This window comes from Desulfovibrio desulfopostgatei, assembly GCF_053570645.1.
Window position 1 is genome coordinate 2,242,725 of the sequence record NZ_JBRBQS010000002.1, and the last position, 21,159, is coordinate 2,263,883.

Here is a 21,159-nt window from a genome sequence, read left to right on the forward strand (position 1 = left end):
CATCATGAAAGATAAACTGCAATTGAAAGATGTTTCCACTGCCGAAGGGCAGATGGTCAGCATTGACCTCAAGGATATTCCTGAGCTTCCCCTGGACGTGCATACCATGCCCTGGAAGCCCTTTACAGATGAGCAGAAGCAGAACACCGCCTGCATCCTTGACGATGTGTGCGTGCTGAACATTCCTGTGCCCAAGAACAAGGAAGAAGAAGAGGAACTGGTCAACAAGTTCCTCAACGGCATGCGCAAGCTGTTCACCAAGGAAAACAACTGGACCTTCCTGCCCATGCTCGAAACCAGCATGGACTACTGCGCCCAGTGCAACTCCTGTTCTGATGCCTGCCATCTGTACGAGATGTCTGGCAAAAACGAAATGTACCGGCCCAACTTCCGGTCTGAAATCTTCCGCCGCATCTACAAGCAGTATGTGAAGAAAGAACCCTTTGCCAAATGGCGCTACGGCGACATGGGCCTGAACTGGAAGACCGTGGCCCGCCTGGGCGAACTGGCCTACCGCTGCAACCTTTGCCGTCGCTGCGCGCAGACCTGCCCCATTGGTGTGGACAACGGCCTGCTGGCCCGCGAAATCCGCAAGCTTTTCAGCCAGGAGATGGGCATCTACGCCCGCGAACTGCACGAAAAGGGCACCATGAACCAGATGAAGTGCGGGTCTTCCACCGGCATGACGCCTGAAGTGGTGAAAGAAAACGTGGAGTTCATCGACGAGGACTACACCGAAATCACCGGCGTGGGCATCCACACTCCCTTTGACGTGCAGGGTGCAGACATCATGCTGCTGCACAACGCTGGCGAAGTGATGGCCTGGCCTGAAAACATCGCCGCCTTCTCGCTGATCTTCCAGGAAGCCGGTCTTTCATGGACGCTCTCGAGCAAGGCTCTGGCGTACGACGGCGTGAACTACGGCGTGTTCTACGACGACGCCCAGACCGCCCGTATTGCCCTCCAGCACATGATGGCCGCCAAGGAACTTGGCGTGAAGAAGATCGTCATCGGTGAATGCGGCCACGCCCACAAGGCCCTGACCGTTATCGCCGACCGCGTTATCCCCTTCGAATATCAGGTGCCGCGCGAAAGCTGCTACGTGACCCTGCACGACATCGTCATGTCGGGCCGCCTCAAGCTTGATCCTTCGCGCAACAACTTCCCCGTGACCCTGCACGACCCCTGCAATATCGTGCGCCTCATGGGCATTGTTGAACCCCAGCGCGAAATCGTGCGCAAGATTGCGCCCATGTTCCGCGAAATGCCCTGCCACGGTGTGGACAACTACTGCTGCGGCGGCGGCTCCGGCTTTGCCATCATGACCCGCAACAACATCGAGCAATGGCGCGGCAACATCTCTGGCCGCAAAAAGATGTGGCAGATCGCCGAAGCCTTCAAGGATTGCCTTGGACCGGAAACCCGCAAGTACATCTGCGCTCCCTGCTCCAACTGCAAGGGCCAGATCCGCGAAATGCTGGAACACAACGATCTGTACACCAAGAACAACTTCGCTTACGGCGGCCTGGTGGAACTCATCGTCAACGCCATGGTCAACGTGAACCCCGGGTTCATCAAGTTTGAAGGCGAAGAAGAATAGTTTCCCGACCGTGGGATAAATAGAAAGAGGGGCGAAAGCCCCTCTTTCTATTTATAAGCGTTGCCAACGGCAATGCGGCCAGAAATCAGGAGCAGGCTGCGGCTTGCCCGCGCTGACGAGCGACTGATTTCTGTGTTTACTGCCCGGCGGTCTGCCGCCGCTGGCAGCGCAAAACCCGTGCAACGGGGTTTGTCATCTGAATGGCAAGGGGGGGCGAAAGCCCCTCTTTCTATTTATAAGCGTTGCCAACGGCAATGCGGCCAGAAATCAGTAGCAGGTCGCGGCTTGCCCGCGCACTACTTGGCATCCGGCGCATTGGTTGCAGCGCACGAAAGCCATATACCCGCCGTCACGCAGGCCAGACCCGCAAGATGCGTCCACAGAATCTGCTCACCAAGCACCAGCCACGAAAGCGCTACGCCGCTCAAAGGCACCAAGCCTGTAAATGCCGCGGCTGCGCTGGCCTGCACCTGAGCAATCCCACGAAACCACAGCACATACGACAGGTAAGAAACCGCAGCGCCATAATAGGCAAGCCCCCATATGGCTGAGGCAGACAATGAGGTAAAATCATAATCTCGGGCCTCAAACAGGGCCATGGGCAACAGCATGACAAATGCATAAAATGACACAATTGTCGTGCGCCGCAAGGGCGACATGGGGCAGCAGCGCGCTTTGCTGAGCACGGAAAATGCCGCCTCGCACAATACGGCCACCAGCACAAGGCCGTTGCCCAGCAATGTGCGCCAGGCCTCGCCTCCGCTTGCTGGCGTGGCTTCCACACCAGCGCCTCCCGGCGCTGCCAGAAAGGGCGTAAGATTAATGGCGAGCAGGCCCAGACTCACGCAGGCTATGCCCGCAATACGCCGCAGCGGCGGCCTCTCCCGCAGCATGCCCCATGCCAGCAAGCCAATGACCGCTGGCGCTGCGCTGCTCATCAAGCCCGCAGAAGCCGCGCTGGTAAAGCGAAGCCCCTCAAAGGTGCAAATCCGGTACAGAGCAATGCCGCACAATGCCTGAAGCGCCAATGTCGCGTGGGTGCGCCCATCAAGCGTTCCCCTTTCACGCCGCAGCCACAACTGGGGCAGCATCACCAGCAGCCCTGCTCCAAGGCCCAGCCCCGCCGCAAGAAACACAGGCAGGCTACCCACCAGCAGTTTTCCCGCCACCACGGCGCTGCCAGCGATGCTCATGGCAAGGGTCAGGCTGATCCAGGCTCCCCAGGGGCGCGCTTGCCCCTGTTGCACCAGTGGTTGCGCTCCCCCGGCAGCTTTCTCAACCGCAGCACCTTGCGCACTGTTTTTACACACGCTCATTACTTCCTCTCCTTGTGATGCCCGCACAATGCCTCGGCATGCTGAACGTCTTCCGGCACGTATTGCCATCTGACGTTTGAAAGGCTAGCGTAGCTAAAGTGGTTTTGATAAGCGCCACTTTTTGGCATTTTTTATCATACCAATTATAGGTGCGCCATGTGGATCAGTCTTGATGCAGACAGCCCGCTTTCGCTGAACCGCCAGATCAGCGCGCAGATCAGGGAACTGATTTTACGCGGTCATCTGGCTGCGGGCGACCGTCTGCCCTCCACCCGGCAACTGGGCAAAGAACTGCATGTGGCCCGCAGCACTGTTATTGAAGCCTATGATCAGTTGCTTGCCGAAGGCTATCTTGAATCGCAGCGCGGCTCGGGAACGCACGTGGCGCAAGGTATCCGGCCCCAGCCGCAAGTGTGCGGACAAAAATCTACGACAGATGAGCATGCGCACGATGATTCCCGCGCCGACCCGCCTGGGCTTGTGAACTTTCAGTCCGGCATCCCGGCGCTGGAGCACTTTCCTGCGGCGGAATGGGGCCGGCTGTATCGGCAGGTGTGCGATACTTTACCCGCCTCGGCTCTGCGCTATTGCAGGCCTCAAGGGGTTGCCGAACTGCAGGAGGCCATTGCCGGATGGCTGCTGCGCATGCGGGGCCTGCGCGCCGCACCGGAGCAGGTAATGATCACAACAGGCGCAACCCAGGGGCTTAGGCTTGTGGCGCGCCTGCTCAACCGCCCGAATGCCCTGGCAATTGTGGAAGATCCCGTGCACCGGGGGCTGGTGGAGGTGATATCGCGCGCCGGGTACGCCATTGAAGGCATAACTGCAGACGCGCAAGGCATGGACGTCAGCCGCCTGCAAAATCTCTCGGAGCAGACCACCCAACGATGCGCCTTTGTCTATGTGACTCCTTCGCACCAGTATCCTACCGGGGGCATCCTTTCCGCGCAGCGGCGACAGGCGCTGGTGGACTTTGCCCGACAGCGCGGCTGCATGGTGGTGGAAGACGACTATGATGGCGAATTCCGTTTTGAGGGAACGCCCGTCAGCGCCCTGCGCGAGCTTGCGCCCGACAGGGGCATATATATTGGTTCGTTCAGCAAGATTCTGGCTCCAGCCCTGCGCCTGGGCTTTGCCGTGATACCACCGGACATGGTGCGCCCCTGGGCCGAAGAAAAGCAGTACACGGATGTGCACACCGATGCGCTTTCGCAGCGCACGCTGGCCGCCTTTATCTCCAGCGGGGGGCTTGAGCGGCATATCTGGAGAATGTGCAAGCTGTATAAAGGCAAAAGGCTCTACCTGCTGGAATGTCTGCGGCGGCACTTTGGCGACAGCTTCACCGCCAGCGGACAGGCTGCCGGGCTGCATCTGGTGGCGGGATTTCGCGGAATCCATTTTTCAGACAAAGTGCTCGCGGCCATGCGCGCGCAGGGCGTTCGGGCCGTGCCGGTGGAGCACCATTCGCTGTGCCGCAACGGCGCGCACGCGCACGAACTGATACTGGGCTATGCTCACCTGTCGGAGCAGTCCATGGAGCGTGGGGTGCAGGCCCTGAAAGAGGCCCTTGCGCAATGAGCAGACAGTTTTAATGGAATATCTTTTTTTGCAAGGCATTCGGCGGTTTGCCGCCCTGCGGCCTTTCAATCGCCGCGCCGTGCGCGCATTGACAGGATGCCCGCAATGAGGCAATAGAAAAGCCTTCATCCACAAGCGGCGCATCATTTGTGCGCACATCTTTTCTCGCGGAGGGCGGAGATGAAAAAAGGTATGACTTGGCTTGCTGCAATGGCATTCTGCGTGGCAATTGCCGCGCCCGCAATGGCTGCGGATCCCATTAAAATCGGCGTTGCCGGCGCGCACTCCGGCGACCTGGCCTCCTACGGCGTTCCCAGCCTGAACGCCGCCAAGGTTGTGATTGCCGAAGTTAACGCCAACGGCGGCGTGCTTGGCCGTCAGATTGAACTGATCGCCCAGGATGACCAGTGCAAGCCCGAACTGGCCACCAACGCGGCCACCAAGCTTATTTCCGAAAAGGTGAACGTGGTCATGGGCCACATCTGCTCCGGCGCTACCAAGGCTACCCTGCCGCTGTACACCGAGGCCAAGATCGTCTCCATGTCGCCTTCTGCCACGACCCCCAGCCTTACTGAAAGCGGCACCAACCCCTATTTCTTCCGCACCATCGCCAACGACAAGGCCCAGGCCAAGTTGACCAGCGACTTCATCCTGAACGGCCTCAAGGCCAAGAAGGTCGCCTACCTGCACGACAATGGCGACTACGGCAAGGGCTTTGTGGACAACAACCGCGAAACCCTTGAAAAGGCTGGCGTGGAAACCGTTCTGTACGAAGCCGTTACCCCTGACGCTGTGGACTTCTCCGCCGTTGTGCGCAAGCTGCGCCGCGCCCAGCCCGACATCCTCGTGTTCGGCGGCTACCAGCCCACTGCTTCCAAGCTGCTGCAGCAGATGCGCCGCGACCGCGTAACCACCGCCATGATCGGCCCCGACGGCCTCAAGGACGACGCCTTCATCAAGATGGCTGGCAAGGACGCCGAAGGCGTGTACGCCTCCTATCCCAAGGACACCAGTAACCTGCCCGCCTACAAACATGCCCATGAAGGCCATGTGAAGATGTTCGGCAGCGATCCCGGCTCCTTCTACTACAACGGCTACGCCGCCACCCAGGCTCTGGTGAACGCCATTGCCAAGGCTGGCTCCACCGATGCCGCCAAGATTGTGGAAGCACTGCGCACCACCCCGGTGGAAACCCCGCTGGGCAAGCTGACCTTCAGCAAGACCGGCGATGCCGCCGGTATGGGCCTTTCCATCTACCAGATCAAAGATGGCAAGTTTGTAGAGCTTAATCACAGCATTACCCTGGACTAAACGTCTACCGGGGCGCGGCCATGGCCGCGCCCCGGCTTTTCACGCATCGCCGGAAGCTGACGGCATTAACGGGACAGGCGGAACGAAAAGGGACACCCCCCGTACCGCGCGCGAGTTTGCATGGACATTCAATTTTTTATAGAGCTCTTTTTCGGCGGTTTGACCCGAGGCAGCATTTATGCGCTGATCGCCCTCGGCTATACGCTGGTTTACGGCATTATCGGGCTCATCAATTTTGCCCATGGCGAAGTGTATATGCTGGGCTCTTTCACGGCCCTGCTAATAGCTGGCGCGCTTGGCGTCTATGGCTTCCCTGCTGGCGGCATTCTTATTGTGGCGGCTCTTGCGGCCATAGTCTGGTGTTCCGCCTACGGCTATACGCTGGAAAAGGTCGCCTACAAGCCCCTGCGGGGCGCGCCGCGCCTGTCGCCGCTTATCTCTGCCATCGGTATGTCCATCTTTTTGCAAAACTATGTGCTGCTTGCGCAGACATCCGACTTTGTGCCTTTTCCCAACCTGCTGCCGGAAATGGATTTTCTTGAGCACATCGACTACGTCATGGGCGCCAGCGACTTTCTCATCCTGATGGTCAGCACCTTTGCCATGGTTTCGCTCTCGCTTTTCATCCGCTACACCCGCATGGGCAAAGCCATGCGCGCCACGGCCCAAAACCGCAAGATGGCCCTTTTGCTCGGCATCAATGCCGACCGCATCATCTCCCTCACGTTCATCATCGGTTCCGCCCTGGCGGCCCTTGGCGGCGTGCTTATCGCCTCGCACATGGGGCAGGTCAACTTTGGCATCGGTTTTCTGGCTGGGCTTAAGGCCTTTACCGCCGCAGTGCTCGGCGGCATCGGCTCCATCCCCGGCGCAATGGTGGGCGGGCTTGTGCTTGGCCTGGCCGAAAGCTTCACCACGGGCTATTTTTCCGGCAACTACGAAGACATGCTGGCCTTCGGCATTCTTATCCTCATTCTCATTTTCAGGCCCGACGGAATCTTGGGCAAAGCCACAGTGCAGAAGGTGTAGCCATGCAGCGCATACTTAAAGCCGCCATCGCCGCCCTGTGGTTCATGTTGCTCACCCTGCCGGTGCTGGGCATCAAGCTGAACGTGGCGGCAAAAACCGTTGTTTGGCGTTTTGACCGCATATTGGCTCTTGGCGCAGGCATTTTTGTGCTTGCACTTATCTGGGACTGGTGCTTCAGCCGTAAAGCTGCTGGCGCCAAGATCATCACCCTGCCCAAGTGCTTCAATCTGGCAGAGATTATTGAATCATTCAGAAACAGCGCTGGCCTCCGCCTTGGCGGGCTTGCCGTGCTTGCCGTTGTGCTCATCGGCATGCCTCTGGTCAGCTCCTTCTACCAGACCAACATCATGATCTCCGCCCTGCTGTACGTCATGCTGGCGCTGGGCCTGAACATCGTTGTGGGTCTGGCGGGCCAGCTTGTGCTTGGCTACGTGGCTTTTTACGCCATTGGCGCGTATACATACGGCCTGCTGAACCAGTATTTCGGCCTCGGCTTCTGGACCTGCCTGCCCATCGGCGGTTTCCTCACCGTGCTTTTCGGCCTTGGCCTGGGCTTTCCCGTGCTGCGGCTGCGTGGCGACTACCTCGCCATTGTGACCTTGGGCTTTGGCGAAATTGTGCGCCTCACCCTGCAAAACTGGAACACCGTCACCGGCGGCCCACGCGGCGTCAGCGACATTCCGCGCCCCGGTTTTTTTGGTATGAGCATGGACATCACCGCGTCCACCACCTACATCTACTATCTGGTGCTGGCCGCAGTTGTGGTTACCATTGTGGTTATCACCCGGCTCAAGAATTCACGTGTGGGGCTGGCCCTGCAAGCCCTGCGGGAAGACGAAATAGCCTGCGAGGCCATGGGCGTGGACATCACGCGGGTAAAACTTTCGGCCTTTGCGCTCGGCTCCTGCTGGGCTGGCTTTGCCGGGGTAATCTTTGCCGCCAAGACCACCTATATTAATCCCTCCAGCTTTACCTTCATGGAATCAGCCATGATTCTTTCAATGGTGGTGCTGGGCGGCATGGGTTCCATTGCGGGCGTGGTCATTGCAGCGCTGATTCTCATTCTTGCCCCGGAATATCTGCGGGCTTTCTCTGACTACCGCATGCTGCTTTTCGGAGCGATCATGGTGATTATGATGCTCTTCCGGCCACAGGGCCTCATCAGCGGCGAACGACGCCGCTACCGCATCAGCAACCTGCACGGTGCTGAAGGAGGCCGCTGATGAAACCGGTACTGGAAGTAAAGGATCTTTCTCAGGATTTTGGCGGTCTCCGCGCGCTTAACGAGCTTTCACTCACCGTGAACAGCGGCGAGATCGTTGCCCTTATCGGCCCCAATGGCGCAGGCAAGACCACGTTTTTCAACTGCGTGACCGGCATCTACACCCCCACAGAGGGGCAGATGTTTCTGCACGACGCCTCGGGCGACAAGCAGTTGCTCAACGGCAAAAAGCCCCACCTCATCACGGCGATGGGCATGGCCCGCACGTTCCAGAACATCCGCCTTTTCAGCGAAATGACCGTGCTTGAAAACGTGATGATTGGCCGCCACTGCCGCACCAAGGCGGGCATTTTTGGCGCGATCGTGCGCGATGGCCGCACCCGCCGTGAAGAGCAGGACTGCATCGACCGCAGCTATGAACTTCTGGAACTGGTGAAGCTTCAGGATTTCTGGAACGAAACGGCCAACAACCTGCCCTACGGCGCACAGCGGCGGCTTGAAATCGCCCGCGCAATGGCGACCGAGCCGCGCATGCTGCTGCTGGACGAACCCGCAGCGGGCATGAACCCCCAGGAAACCAACGAACTCAAGGAGCTGGTCTGCTCCATCCGCGACAACCAGCAGCTCTCCATCCTGCTTATCGAGCACGATATGGGCATGGTCATGTCGCTTTCCGACCGCATCTACGTCATGGAATACGGCTCCTGCATCGCCACAGGCACCCCCGCTGAAATCCGCACCAACCCCCGCGTCATCAAGGCCTATCTGGGAGAAAGCGATGCTTGAGCTGCGTAACGTAGACACCTATTACGGCAACATTCAGGCCCTGCGCGATATTTCGCTGAATATTGAAGAAGGCGAAATTGTCACCCTGATTGGGGCCAACGGCGCGGGCAAATCCACCACGCTTATGACTATCTGCGGCATCAACCGCCCCAGAAAAGGCGAGATACTCTGGTACGGCAAGCCCATTCACCAGTTGCCCCCGCACGAAATCGTGACTCTGGGCATTTCGCAGGTACCGGAAGGCCGCCTGATTTTCCCCGATCTGAGCGTCAGCGAAAATCTCGACCTCGGCGCATTTTTGCGTCGTGATCCGGCAGGCGTGAAGGACGATCTGGACTATGTGTTCAGCCTTTTTCCCATTTTGTCCGAGCGCCGCAAGCAGGCTGGCGGCACCCTTTCCGGCGGCGAGCAGCAGATGCTTGCCATCAGCCGGGCTCTCATGGGCCGTCCCAAGCTTCTGCTGCTGGACGAACCATCCCTTGGCCTCGCCCCCATCATCATTCAGCAGATCTTTTCCATCATCCAGAAGGTCAATTCCAACGGCACCACGGTCTTTCTGGTGGAGCAGAACGCCAACCAGGCCCTGCGCATCGCCAACCACGGCTATGTTATGGAAAATGGCCGCATAGTCATGCACGACACAGCCGCCAACCTGCTCACCAGCGAAGAAGTGCGCACAGCCTATCTGGGCATGTAGCCCGCTGTCCCCATAGCGGCGCGAAACCAGTACCCTTGCTGCAATCGATAGTAACGCGGTGCGTTTGCCTGGCAAACGCACCGCGTTTTATGTGCGGAGCCAAACTGAAGCGTGCATGCTCCTGCCGCGTGTATTCCCGAGCCGCAGCAGGACACGTGCCTACTCCGCCTGCCCATCTTTCCCTCAAAAGCAAAGCCGCCACCGACAGGCAGTCGGCAGCGGCTTTTGAGCGGTACTGAAGCTATTAGGGAAGAAGGATTACCCCTCAGCCCCGCAATAATCTGGATAGTTATCTGTAGCTTTGCCCTAGACTTCGCTGATGACGGGCACGACCACGGGGTCACGCTCCAGCACACGGCGGAAGAAACGCCGCAGCGAAGAACGAATGCCTTCCTGCAAGCGTCCAAGTTGACCGGGGCGGGCCGCTTCAATCTCATCCAGCACCAGGCACTTGGCGTCTTCCAGCAAGTGGCTGTAGTGCTGCTCAAACACAAAGCCTTTGGAGATCATTTCCGGCCCGTGCAGTATGCTGCCGGTTTCTGAATCAACCACCAGCACCACAATGACCATGCCTTCATCACCCAGGATACGGCGCTCCTTGAGCACGGCGTAGCCCACATCGCCCACGCCCTTGCCGTCCACGAGCGTACACTCGACCGGAACGCGCTGTTCCAGGCGGAAGGAGTCTTTGAGCAGGGTAAGGGGCAGCCCGTCTTCCAGCAGGATGACGTTGTCCTGCTCCACGCCGCATTCAACAGCAAGGCGGCCATGCTTGACCAGATGCTGGTATTCGCCGTGCACAGGCACAAACAGCGTGGGGCGCACAGCCTCAAGCATGTCGCGCAGTTCTTCGCGCTGGCCGTGCCCCGAGGCATGAATGGCGTGAACACTTTCATAAAGCACTTCTGCGCCGATGCGGTACATTTCGTTGATCAGCCGGGAGATGGCCTTGGCATTGCCGGGGATCATACGCGAACTCATGACCACGGTATCGCCCTTGCGGATCTCCAGCTGTCTGTGGCCGCCAAGCACCATGCGCGACAAGGCGGAGAGCGGTTCGCCCTGCGCGCCTGTCACCACCAGCACGATCTGGTCGTCCGGCAGGTCGGGGACGCCGTTGTGCGCGTTGAAAAACGAAGGCGGCAGCTTGGCAATGCCAAGATCGCGAGCCATTTCAATATTGTTCGCCAGCGATTTGCCGCTGATGACCACCGTGCGCCCATGCTCGCGCGCAAGATCAAAAACTTCCTGAATACGTTGGATATGGCTGGAAAAGAGCGTGATGACGATGCGCCCTTCGGCCTTGGCGAATATCTTATCCAGCGAATCCTTGACCTCGCGCTCCGTAAGGGAACGCCCCTCGCGCACGATGTTGGTGGAATCCGAAAGCAACAACCGTGCGCCGTCCGGCCCGGCAAAATTGCGGAAAAGATTCAGGTCGGTGCCTGTGGCGTCGAGAGGGTGCGGGTCAATCTTGAAATCGCCGCTGTGCACCACACGGCCCACGGGCGTTTCTACGCCCAGACCAAAGCCTTCGGGAATGGAGTGACAGACGGGGAAAAAATGAAAGGTCAGGTCGCCCAGAGGCAGCACGGTATTGATATCGACAGGGCACAGTTCCACCCAATCCAGAATCTCCCGCTCTCTGAGCTTGTGTTCCACAAGCGCCAGGGTAAAGCGCGAGCCATAGATGCGGGTACCCTTGATTTCAGGCACAATCCAGGGCAGTGCGCCAATGTGATCCTCATGCCCGTGCGTCAGCACAATGCCGAGCAGCTTGTCCTTGATGCCGCTGACAGCGCCAAAGTGCGGGATAACAACGTCCACGCCAAGGTGGGCGTCGTCAGGAAACATGAGGCCGCAATCAACCATCACCACGCCGCCAGAGGTTTCCCACAGCTGACAGTTGAGGCCGATCTCTCCCAGCCCCCCGAGGGGGGTAATGTTCAAATAAGGTTCATTCATTCGTAATCGCTTTTGGCGGCGCGGCTAAGGTCGTGCCGTCGCTCAACGCCGCATAAGATCAGGGTGAAATTCGCCCATGGCCACATATAATTGCGCCAGAGCGGTCAGATAATCGGCTTTTGCTCCTGTTAACGTCGCCTGAGCGGTGGTGAGCTTGGACGAAGCGTCCAGCACGTCAAAGTTGGTGCCCACCTGCTCCTGATAACGGGCCAATGCCACATTGTATGCCTCAGTAGACTGCTCCACGCCCTTTTCCGCCACGGTTATCCGTTTGGCGGCTTCCTGCACGGCAAGCAGTTTCGACTTGATGTCGTAGCCAACGCTGAGTTTCAGGTCTTCTTCGGCATAGCGCATCTTTGTGACCAGCCAGCCTGCCTCTTTGTCGGCATAGTACGTGGTTCCCCACTGAAAAACGTCCCAGGTGGCCCGGGCGCCCACTTCCCATACGGAGCTGCGTGAACCCCGGTCGCCCTTTTCCTGCAGATCAAGCGAATTGCCGCTCTGCGAAACATTGTAATAGGCTTCCACCTGCGGATAATAGCCGCTCTGCACGGCCTGCTGCGATTTGCCCGCGATTTCCACCGAGCGCGCCGCCATGTAAAGATCGGGCCGCTGGCGGTAGGCCGCTTCAAGGCACTGCTCCAGCGACCGGGTAAAGGGCACATGGGCAAGCTTGCCGGTAAACTTGATCTTGGCCGTGGCGGGCAGCCCCAGCAAGGTATTCAGCTTGGCAAGGCTGGTGTCGCGGCTGTTTTCGACCTGAATCAAGGTATTCTCGGCCTGGCGCACGTCCACTTCTGCCTGGAGCACATCCAGCCGGGGGCGAAGACCTACGCCAAAAAAGGCCGTGGTGATGCGCAGCTGATCCTGTAACCGGGCCAGAGCGTCACGCTGGCTGCGCACGCTTTCTTCATAGCGCAGATAGTTCAGAAACTGGGTCTGAACATTTTCTGTCATGGAGAGTTCGGCATTGCGCACTGAGGCTTTATCACTGTCCGCCTGAAGGGCTGCCTTCTGATAATTGGCCAGAAGCTGAAACCCCTGAAACACAGGCTGAGAGATTTCCACGGCCCAGGTATATGTGCCGTTTTCCGCCGGTCTGCTACTGCTGGGCAAGGCGGGCGATGTTTTTCTCTCCTGCTTGGAGGCGGAATACGTCGTGCCAAGCTTGGGGCCAAAAGCCCCGCGCGCAGATTTGCGCGCTTCTTCAGAAGACTGCCCCTGCGCCTCTTGCGAACCCAGGCTCGGATTATGACGCAAAGCGCGATCCACAGCCTCGGGCATGGAAACTGCCCCGGTAGGCAAAGCATTGTCCTTGCCTGAAGGCAAGGTTCTTCCGCTAAAAACCGGCACGGCGGCGCTGCCAGAAGGGCGCGCGGCAACAGAAGAATCGGCAAGCGCTGCATTGCCGCCCACAGGCCCGGCAAGCACACCAACAACAAGAAACACGAGGCCCAGTTCAGGAATGCGTTTCATATATTTACAGACGGAATGGCTCCGCTACCTTTTAAAAATTACTTCGACCCGGATTACATACACCGCAGAAGACGGCATTGGCAACACTTCATGGAAAAAGATAATTTTACGCAAAATGGCAAAACAGACATTCTTTAAAAGGTATTATTATACAGTGCGCGCTGAACAACAACCATTTTCACATGTACTGTTTATTGAATAAAGAACCATAAAGCGTAACTCTTGTGCCCTAATATACATAAAATATGGCCAATTTCAACAACAAACAGACTTACGTGTAAAATTGAATTTTTCATAAATTGCAGCATCTGTTTCAAACCCCGCCCAACAGGCTTGCAGTGAAACCCGAAATTCCATGCCCGTAAGGAGCCGCAAGAGGATTCTAAAAAATTTCTTGAAAGTTTACCCCAGTCGTAGCATGCTGCGCAGCAGAGTCCTTGCGGGATTCCGCAGCTCCGCCGTGACGGTTGGCGCATCTTTGCGTCTGCCGTGCTGGCATTTTTTGCGGCGCACTGAAACAGACCACAGTTGTTGCGCAGATATGGAGAACCTCATGGAATTCAGTTTTTTTTCGATGATCGCCCAGGCAAGCCTGGTGGCCAAGGCGGTGCTGGCGTTTCTGGTCATGATGTCCATTGGGAGCTGGGGGCTGATGATCCAGAAATTCATCGGCCTGAGCGCAGCTAACAAAAAGGCTCTCAGCGGCACGGAAAGGTTCGAGAAGGCGGCCAATCTGCGCGAAGCCGTGCAGTCTTTGGGTTCCGACCCAACTTCCCCGCTGTACTACATCGCCCATCAGGGCGTTCTTGAATTCAACCGTTCCAAAGAACTTGGCAACAGCAGTGAAGTGGTGGTCGACAACGTTCGCCGCGCGCTGCGTCAGGGTGTGGGCACGGAACTGGCCCGGCTGCAAAGCTCGCTGTCTATTCTGGCCACCTGCGCCAACACGGCCCCCTTTATCGGCCTGTTTGGCACGGTCTGGGGCATCATGAGCTCCTTCCACTCCATCGGCATGCTCAAGTCGGCCTCCCTGGCTACCGTTGCCCCCGGTATTTCGGAAGCTCTGGTTGCCACGGCCATCGGCCTGGCAGTGGCTGTTCCGGCCACCATCGGCTTCAATATCTTCATGGGTAAGCTTTCGCAGGTTGATACGCTGCTGGTGAACTTTGCCGGCGTGTTCCTCAACCGCGTCCAGCGCGAAATCAACGCCCACCGCCCCGTGCAGCGCACGGGCGCAACGGAGATGTAGCATGGGCGCTAGTGTTGGCGGCGGCAACAAGTTTGTTTCGGACATCAACGTCACGCCCTTCGTGGACGTCATGTTGGTGCTGCTGATCATCTTCATGGTGGCGACCCCCATGATGAGTCAGGGGCTGGACGTGGATCTGCCGCAGACCAAGCAGGTGGAAGTGCTTTCTACCGAGGCCGACCACATGGTGTTGACCGTGCGCAATGACGGCAAGATGTACCTTGACGAGTACCCCGTGGACACCATGGAAGACCTTGAGGGGTACTTGCAGCGTCTGGTCAAGGAAAAGAACAAGACGCTCTTTCTGCAGGCCGACAAGGCAGTGCCTTACGGCACCGTTGTGGAAGTCATGGGTCACATCAAGGCCGTGGGCATCGAAAAGCTCGGCGTTATAGCCGAACAGCCCGATGATGCCTCGCCCAAGGGCGGCAAGCCCGCACGCGCCCGAAAATAGGATTGCTCTATGCGCCTGGCCTCATACGTTCTTTCATTCTGCCTGCACGCGGCCATATTTTTGCTGATATGGTTCTGGCCCAGCAGCCCGCCCATCAAGCTGGACACGCCTCCGGTCATGATCAGCCTGGTTGAGGGCGCCACAGGCGGCAACCGTACCCCCTCGCCCATACTCGGGCATATGGGGCAGCCCGGCGATGGCCCCCTTGCGCCTACGCCGCCCGCCCCCAAGGCGGAAGTGGCCGCGCCCGAGCGCGTTGAGGTTAAAGAGCCCAAACCTGTTCCGCCCCAGCCCAAGCAGGATGCAGCGGCGGTGAAAAAGCCCGAGCCCAAGCCCGAGCCAAAGCCCCAGCCCAAGCCGGAACCCAAGGAAGAAGCGAAACCCATCGCGCAGAAAAAAGAAGACAAGCCCAAGCCCAAGGAAGAACCGCAGAAAGAAGCTCCCAAGGATCAGAAAAAGCCGGAGCCTCCCAAGGCGGACGCCAAGAAGGACGCCAAGGAATCCAAGGACGCCAAGTCCAACGTTGACCCTGTGGCAGCGGCCTTGCAACAGGCGCGCAAAGCCACCTCGCGGGCTGATTCCGGCGACAGGGGCAATGCCGTGGAGCAGGCTCTCGCCCAGGCCCAGCGCCGCGCAGGCGGCAACAGGGGCGGCGGTGGCGGCGAAGGCACCGGCCCTGGCGGCGGTGGCCTTGGAGATGTGTACATGGGGCAGGTCATGCTTGCTGTACGGCCCAACTGGGGCTTTACCTCGGCCAGCCGCCTGAACCTGCGCTGCATCATCAACGTCAAGGTAGACGCCCAGGGCAAGCTGTTGCAGAATCCCGTAGTAACGCACAGTTCGGGCAATGCGCAGTTTGACGCTTCCGCAGCGAGCGCCATCGTGCGCACTGCCAACAGCGGCCAGTTTCCACCCCCGCCTTCTGCGGATTACGGTGACCTTGACCTGGTGTTTACGCTTGATGAACTCATGGGCCGCTAAGGCGGCCACCTAAACGCGCAATTGGTAACGTGCGCATTCAGGAGGATATATGCCTTCCCAACCGCGCACGCACCTCAGCAGTCTTTGCATATGCTCAAGCCTCATCGCCGTGACGTTCTTTTACGTCACGGCGGTCGGGGCTTTTGCCGCTTCTGCCGCCAGTGCTGATCAAAGCACCTATGCCGGAAACATGCTGGACAAGATTATTGAAATATGGGCTCCGCCCCCGGCGCTTAAGAGCGATTTCAAGGTGCGCCTCAAGGTCACGGTTAACGGGCGTGGGCAGGTTGAAGACTGCAAGCCCGTCAAATCCTCGGGATTGGAAGCTTTTGACAGTTCGGTATGCGGCGCAGTGCGGCAAATTGGTTCTTTTGGAACACCGCCTTACGGCGCACCCATGGACGTGCACCTGACATTCTGGAACGGCACCCCCAAGGGCAAACCCAAGGCGGAACCCCTGAGTTCGGAAGAAGCGCTGCGAGCCGAGGTCAAGGCCAGAAACAAGGCTGAAGCCGCGCTTGGCGACACAAGAGCCGAAGCCGCAGAAGACCGCGCACGTGAAAGGGCCGAAGCTATTGCCAAGGCCAGCGGCAAGGACGCGCCGGAAGTAAGGCCCGCGCCAGTGGCCCCGGCGCCAGCCCCCAAGGCGGGCGCTGAAAGCAAAAAGAAAGGCGCAAAGGGCCCGGCCACGACTCAGGCCGACAATGCACCGGCAACGCAGCTTATTGGCAGGAGCAGCCCCACCGCTGCAGAACTGGCCGCCCCTGCGGCAAAAGAAAAGCTGACCCGACAGGCGGACAATCTGCCCACCTATGGCGACCCGGACATGGAGGCGGCATCAGCGGCAGCGTCGGCGCAGGCTCAGGTGCAGGCTAAAGCACAGCCTCCGGCAAAAACTGATTCGGCAGCCACGTCCTCTGGTCGCGCGGCGGTAGCAGCCTCGGGAACTCCAGCGCCTGCCGTGACTGCATCTGGCGCGACTGCACCAGGCCCAACTACATCTGGCGCATCTGGCGTTGATCGTGTAAAATATCGGCGTGATGCGGCGCGGCAGATACGCGACGCCATCCTGATCCCTGCCGATACAGAGCCGGGTGAATACCAGACACGCCTGAGGCTTACGATTTCCCCTCAGGGAGAAATCACTGATTTCAAGGTAATATCGCCCACGGGCGACAAGCTTCTTGACAAATATGTGCAGCGAGGCATACGCCGAGCAGGCAGCTTGCCCCCTCCGCCCGCCGAACTTGGGGGAACGCTGGACATCACCCTTACACTGGTGCGCCGCTGAGGCGTGCTGCTTGAACAAGGAATACTGACGCCATGAAAAAACAGCTTCTTCTCCTGACCCTGGGGTTCTGGCTGGCTCTCGGAAGCGGGGCGCAGGCCGCCATGCGCGTGGACATTTACGGTCCGGGGCAAAACATTGTTAACCTTGCCCTGGCGGCCCCCATCAAGGGCCCCTCTGTTGAAGCGAACAGCATGGGCACCGACCTGCAAAAAATCGTGCAGGAAAACCTGAGTTTTTTGCCCTTTATGCGCCTTACCGATCCCAGAGCAGTGCTTGGCGGCGTTGTTCTGCCCGGGTATGAGCCGCCGTCCCTCGATTTCAAGCGCTTCCAGCTTGCCGGGTCGGACATTGTGGTAACGACCTACTGGCCCGAGGGCGACAGCGGCACCCGCCCCGTGCAGATCCGCGCTTTTGAAACCAACACTGGCGGGCGGCTTTTCGGCAAGGAGTACCCCAAGGTTACTTCCAAAGACCTGCCCGAAGTGGCCGACCGATTCTGCGCCGACCTGCTTGAAGCCCTTACGGGCAATGGCGCCTTCTTCCGCTCCACGCTTGCCTTTGTAAAAAAGACGGGCAAAATGAGCGCCAACGTGTGGCTGGTCAAGCCCACCGGACGCGACCTGCGGCAGATCACCAACATGCCCGGCGAGTCCATGTCGCCCGCATGGTCGCCTGATGGCCGCTTTGTGGTCTTTACCCACATTGACGAAAAATCCCATGCCCTCGGCGTGTGGGATCGCTCCAGCGGCAAAGTGCAGCGCATCCGCTTTCCCGGCAACGTGGTTATCGGCCCTGCCTTTATGCCCGACAACAAGGTTGCCGTGGCGCTTTCCAACGGCAAGTACCCTGTTATCTTCCAGCTGAACCACGTTTTCCAGAAAGAACGCGTGCTTGAGCAGAACGACTCCATCAATGTTTCGCCCACATTTGACAGCACGGGCACCAAGATGGCATTTACCTCTTCGCGCCTGGGCGGCCCGCAGATTTTCCTCAAGGATCTGAGCAGCGGATCGGTCACACGCGTGAGCAAAAACGGCACGTACAACACCGAGGCCAATCTGTCGCCTGACGGAACTCTGGTGGTATACAGCCGCATGACCGACTATGGTCACCGTATTTTTGTGCAAGATATGCTTACCGGCATGGAACGTCAGGTCACTTTCGGCCCCGGCAGCGATGAACAGCCCGCTTTCTGCGCCGACAGTTACTTTATTGCGTTCTCGTCCACGCGCAGCGGTCACGGTATCTACCTGACCACCCGTCACGGCGGTGATGCGAAGCAGGTGCCCACCGGTGGTGGTTCCGTCTACTTCCCGCGCTGGGGCATGCCCGGTCAGCAAAAATAGCTAGAAATTAACAGATAGGCCTCTTACCCGCATTTTTACTCGATTTTACGGCCCTCACGGGACGAAATGGGTAAAAAATATTTTACGAAAGTGCGTCGAAACCCCCTTCCACGCCTTGACAAAAATTGCGGGCCAGATACCATCTGTTATGCGAGGACGAAACGGCCTCGCGTGTGCAGAAAGGAAAGGTATCAATTTTTTTGGAGAATGAGCTGTTCAGGAGGACACACAATGAAACGCTATGCTCTTATTCTCGCTCTGGTTATGGCCCTTGCCGCCGGCTTCGGTTGCGCAAAGAAAACCACCAGCGAACCCGGCTATGACGATGGCCTGACCCCCGAAATGCGTGCGGCCATCCAGCAGATCACTGACGCCCGCGTCTACTTCGCTTTCGACAAATTCGACATCAAGCCCGAATACAAAGAAATGCTGAAGACCAAGGCCGATCTGCTGAAGAAGTACTCCTCTATCCGCGTGCGCATCGAAGGCAACTGCGACGAACGCGGCACCCAGGAATACAACCTCGCCCTCGGCGAACGCCGCGCCCGCGCTTCCTACGAATACCTGGTTACGCTTGGCGTGAATCCCAGCCAGCTGGAAATGATCAGCTACGGCAAGGAAAACCCCGCCGTGCAGGGTAACAACGAAGCTTCGTGGTCCAAGAACCGCCGCGACGACTTCCGCGTGATCGCCCACTAGTCTTTTTTAAGACCAGTACTGAAAGAGCCGTCCCTCGGGGCGGCTCTTTTTTTGCTCTGCGTACGACCTGCAAATTTTTCTTGGACATAACCTTGCGCGCCACATCTGCACCAGCACCTAGTGGGGGTACTGCCTGTGTATCCTTCTCCCCCTTGTTTCACACTGTGCAGGGATATCGCGCAAACCATTGCCCCTTTGATGAACACGACAGTGCAAATTTACCGTCGCAACGAACTGTTACCGCAGCAAGAAATGCACCCAAATGTTACGGATATATGACTTTGCGCCGGGAACTTGCGGGCAGCGGCATCACAGGATACAGTGCAGGCAACAGAGGTTACCTGCATGAAAATAGCCATTCTTGACGGTGCGGTGCTCAATCCCGGCGATGTGGATTGGGGTCCGATCGCATCCCTTGGCGATGTGTCCATTTATGAAACCACGCCCACCGAAGCGGTTGCAGAGCGCACCAAGGGGGCAGACGTGGTGCTTGTCAACAAAACTCCGTTGACTGGCGCAAATCTTGAGCAACTGGACAGCAATGTCCGCATGGTTGGCGTTCTCGCCACCGGCTATAATATTGTAGACGTTGATGCGCTGGCCGCCCGCAATATTCCTGTGTGCAACGTTGTTGCTTACGGCGTGAGCGATGTGGCACAGCATGCAATGGCGCTCTTGCTTGAGCTGTGCCGCCATACAAGCCTGCATTCCGAGAGCGTCAAAAACGGCGACTGGCTCAAGTCAAAAAGCTGGTGCTACTGGAAGATCCCGCCTCTGTGCCTCGAAGGTCTGACCATGGGCCTCATTGGCTTTGGCTCCATAGGCCGCCGCATGGGTGAACTGGCCCACGCTTTTGGCATGAGCGTACTCGCCTACTGCCGCACCCCCAAGGATCCGCCGTCCTACGGCCCCTTTGCCTTTGCCACGCTTGAGCACCTGCTTTGCGCATCAGACGTGGTTTCCCTGCACTGCCCTTTGACCAAGGAAACACGCAATATCATCAATGCCAAAACGTTATCGTCCATGCGCAAAGGGGCTATTCTGCTGAATACCTCGCGTGGGCCGCTGGTGGATGAAGCCGCTGCTGCCGAAGCCCTGAAATCCGGGCATCTGCGGGGCCTTGGCACCGACGTGCTTGCGCAGGAACCTCCGCAGGACGACAATCCCCTATTTTCAGCGCCCAATACGCTGATTACGCCGCACATTGCCTGGGCTACCACACGTGCGCGGCAAAACATCATTGACCTCATGGCGGAGAACATCCGGCGCTGGCATGCAGGAACCCCCGTCAATGTGGTGAATGGGGTAAAATAAGCGTCAATCATGTACATCGACATACACACCCACGCCTTTCATCCCAAGATAGCGCACAAGGCAGTGGATCACCTGAATGATTTTTATAGCGTCAACTGCGCGGGCGATGGCACCATCGCCCACCTGCTGGAGCGCGAACGTAAGGCCGAAATGGAAAAGTGCGTGGTTTTGTGCGCTGCCACAGCGCCGGCCCAGGTTATTCCTGCAAACAACTATGCCATCACCTTGCAAAAGGAGCACGAGGACAGGGTCATCGCCTTTGGTACGGTGCATCCGGGCTATGAAGACTGGGAGTCCGAGCTTAAGCGCATCAAGGCCGCCGGCATTCGGGGCATCAAGCTGCACCCGGATTTTCAGAGCTTCTGGCTGGACGACCCTCGCCTTCTGCCCATTTTTGAAGCGGCGCAAAAAGACTTTGTGTTTGAAATTCACATTGGCGACAAAACAACGCCCGCCCAAAACCCCTCCTGCCCCTACAAACTGGCGGCCATTCTGCGCCAGTTCCCCGGCATGCGGGTGATTGCAGCGCATTTTGGCGGCTACCGCATGTGGGCGCATGCGCTTGATGCACTTGCTGGCAACAGGTTTGAAAACCTTTGGTTTGACACCTCAAGCACAACACCCTTTGCAACGCCACTGCTTGCCAAAAAACTTCTTGGGGCATTTCCACGAGAACGTATTCTCTTTGGCACAGATTGGCCGCTGTACGACCCTGTGGAAGAGCGCCAACGCCTGCAACGCCTTGCCAGCCTCACGGATGCGGAGATGGAAACCATCATGAGCAACGCCACGTCCCTGCTGGGCGACAGTGCTACGCAGGCGAAAAGCCAGCACAGCCATTGACA

The 21,159-nt window shown here is 58.3% G+C and carries 18 protein-coding genes; 15 read left to right on the forward strand and 3 right to left on the reverse strand.

The features are described from left to right. Positions 1 to 4: 4 nt before the first annotated feature. Positions 5 to 1,600: a (Fe-S)-binding protein gene (locus ACUZ9Q_RS09960; protein WP_022658293.1), complete on the forward strand. Its 1,596-nt coding sequence runs from the start codon at positions 5 to 7 to the stop codon at positions 1,598 to 1,600. A gap of 296 nt (positions 1,601 to 1,896) precedes the next feature. Here ACUZ9Q_RS09960 and ACUZ9Q_RS09965 read toward each other — a convergent pair whose 3' ends face one another. Beyond that, positions 1,897 to 2,916: a DMT family transporter gene (locus tag ACUZ9Q_RS09965; RefSeq protein ID WP_449247806.1), complete on the reverse strand. Its 1,020-nt coding sequence runs from the start codon at positions 2,914 to 2,916 to the stop codon at positions 1,897 to 1,899. Positions 2,917 to 3,072: 156 nt separating this feature from the next. Here ACUZ9Q_RS09965 and pdxR point away from each other — a divergent pair, with 156 nt between their 5' ends. The 6 genes from pdxR (at position 3,073) to ACUZ9Q_RS09995 (ending at position 9,539) form a co-directional block, all read left to right on the forward strand. Then, positions 3,073 to 4,494, forward strand: coding sequence for a MocR-like pyridoxine biosynthesis transcription factor PdxR (pdxR, locus tag ACUZ9Q_RS09970; RefSeq protein ID WP_449247807.1), 1,422 nt, complete (start codon positions 3,073 to 3,075; stop codon positions 4,492 to 4,494). 180 nt (positions 4,495 to 4,674) lie between these two features. Next, complete coding sequence (locus ACUZ9Q_RS09975) at positions 4,675 to 5,805, forward strand: branched-chain amino acid ABC transporter substrate-binding protein (RefSeq protein ID WP_022658289.1); 1,131 nt, start codon at positions 4,675 to 4,677, stop codon at positions 5,803 to 5,805. A 120-nt stretch (positions 5,806 to 5,925) separates the two neighbouring features. Further along, positions 5,926 to 6,834 (forward strand): ABC transporter permease subunit, encoded by a 909-nt coding sequence (locus ACUZ9Q_RS09980; protein ID WP_022658288.1) that lies wholly within the window; start codon positions 5,926 to 5,928, stop codon positions 6,832 to 6,834. A gap of 2 nt (positions 6,835 to 6,836) precedes the next feature. Further along, the gene (locus ACUZ9Q_RS09985) at positions 6,837 to 8,057 is read left to right on the forward strand and encodes an ABC transporter permease subunit (RefSeq protein ID WP_022658287.1); all 1,221 of its coding nucleotides are present in this window, start codon (positions 6,837 to 6,839) and stop codon (positions 8,055 to 8,057) included. Next, the gene (locus ACUZ9Q_RS09990) at positions 8,057 to 8,842 is read left to right on the forward strand and encodes an ABC transporter ATP-binding protein (RefSeq protein ID WP_022658286.1); all 786 of its coding nucleotides are present in this window, start codon (positions 8,057 to 8,059) and stop codon (positions 8,840 to 8,842) included. The genes ACUZ9Q_RS09985 and ACUZ9Q_RS09990 overlap by 1 nt, the downstream gene beginning before the upstream one ends. Next, entirely contained in the window at positions 8,835 to 9,539 is a 705-nt protein-coding gene (locus ACUZ9Q_RS09995) for an ABC transporter ATP-binding protein (RefSeq protein WP_022658285.1), read from the forward strand. Before ACUZ9Q_RS09990 ends, ACUZ9Q_RS09995 begins: the two co-directional genes overlap by 8 nt. A gap of 306 nt (positions 9,540 to 9,845) precedes the next feature. Here the strand turns inward: ACUZ9Q_RS09995 and ACUZ9Q_RS10000 are convergent, their stop codons facing one another. Then, the gene (locus ACUZ9Q_RS10000; RefSeq protein ID WP_209818966.1) at positions 9,846 to 11,504 is read right to left on the reverse strand and encodes a ribonuclease J; all 1,659 of its coding nucleotides are present in this window, start codon (positions 11,502 to 11,504) and stop codon (positions 9,846 to 9,848) included. A 42-nt stretch (positions 11,505 to 11,546) separates the two neighbouring features. Further along, the gene (locus tag ACUZ9Q_RS10005; RefSeq protein ID WP_209818964.1) at positions 11,547 to 12,980 is read right to left on the reverse strand and encodes a TolC family protein; all 1,434 of its coding nucleotides are present in this window, start codon (positions 12,978 to 12,980) and stop codon (positions 11,547 to 11,549) included. A gap of 553 nt (positions 12,981 to 13,533) precedes the next feature. On the opposite strand from ACUZ9Q_RS10005, the gene tolQ reads away from it, so the two are divergent. The 8 genes from tolQ to ACUZ9Q_RS10045 all read left to right on the forward strand — a co-directional run bounded on the left by tolQ (position 13,534) and on the right by ACUZ9Q_RS10045 (position 21,157). After that, positions 13,534 to 14,229 carry a protein TolQ gene (tolQ, locus tag ACUZ9Q_RS10010; RefSeq protein WP_192112869.1) on the forward strand — a complete coding sequence of 232 codons (696 nt, stop codon included), beginning with the start codon at positions 13,534 to 13,536 and terminating at the stop codon, positions 14,227 to 14,229. A gap of 1 nt (position 14,230) precedes the next feature. Further along, positions 14,231 to 14,683, forward strand: a complete 453-nt coding sequence (locus ACUZ9Q_RS10015; protein ID WP_022658281.1) for an ExbD/TolR family protein — start codon at positions 14,231 to 14,233, stop codon at positions 14,681 to 14,683. Positions 14,684 to 14,692: 9 nt separating this feature from the next. Beyond that, on the forward strand, positions 14,693 to 15,664 hold the full coding sequence (gene tolA / locus ACUZ9Q_RS10020; protein ID WP_192112868.1) for a cell envelope integrity protein TolA: 972 nt from the start codon (positions 14,693 to 14,695) through the stop codon (positions 15,662 to 15,664). A gap of 49 nt (positions 15,665 to 15,713) precedes the next feature. Beyond that, the gene (locus ACUZ9Q_RS10025) at positions 15,714 to 16,955 is read left to right on the forward strand and encodes a TonB family protein (protein ID WP_297892513.1); all 1,242 of its coding nucleotides are present in this window, start codon (positions 15,714 to 15,716) and stop codon (positions 16,953 to 16,955) included. A gap of 32 nt (positions 16,956 to 16,987) precedes the next feature. Continuing rightward, positions 16,988 to 18,301: a PD40 domain-containing protein gene (locus tag ACUZ9Q_RS10030; RefSeq protein ID WP_192112866.1), complete on the forward strand. Its 1,314-nt coding sequence runs from the start codon at positions 16,988 to 16,990 to the stop codon at positions 18,299 to 18,301. Positions 18,302 to 18,532: 231 nt separating this feature from the next. Then, positions 18,533 to 19,000: a peptidoglycan-associated lipoprotein Pal gene (gene pal, locus ACUZ9Q_RS10035; RefSeq protein WP_192112865.1), complete on the forward strand. Its 468-nt coding sequence runs from the start codon at positions 18,533 to 18,535 to the stop codon at positions 18,998 to 19,000. Positions 19,001 to 19,345: 345 nt separating this feature from the next. Beyond that, entirely contained in the window at positions 19,346 to 20,314 is a 969-nt protein-coding gene (locus ACUZ9Q_RS10040; protein ID WP_449247808.1) for a D-2-hydroxyacid dehydrogenase, read from the forward strand. Between the two features lie 9 nt (positions 20,315 to 20,323). Continuing rightward, entirely contained in the window at positions 20,324 to 21,157 is an 834-nt protein-coding gene (locus tag ACUZ9Q_RS10045; protein WP_192112863.1) for an amidohydrolase family protein, read from the forward strand. Positions 21,158 to 21,159: the final 2 nt, after the last annotated feature.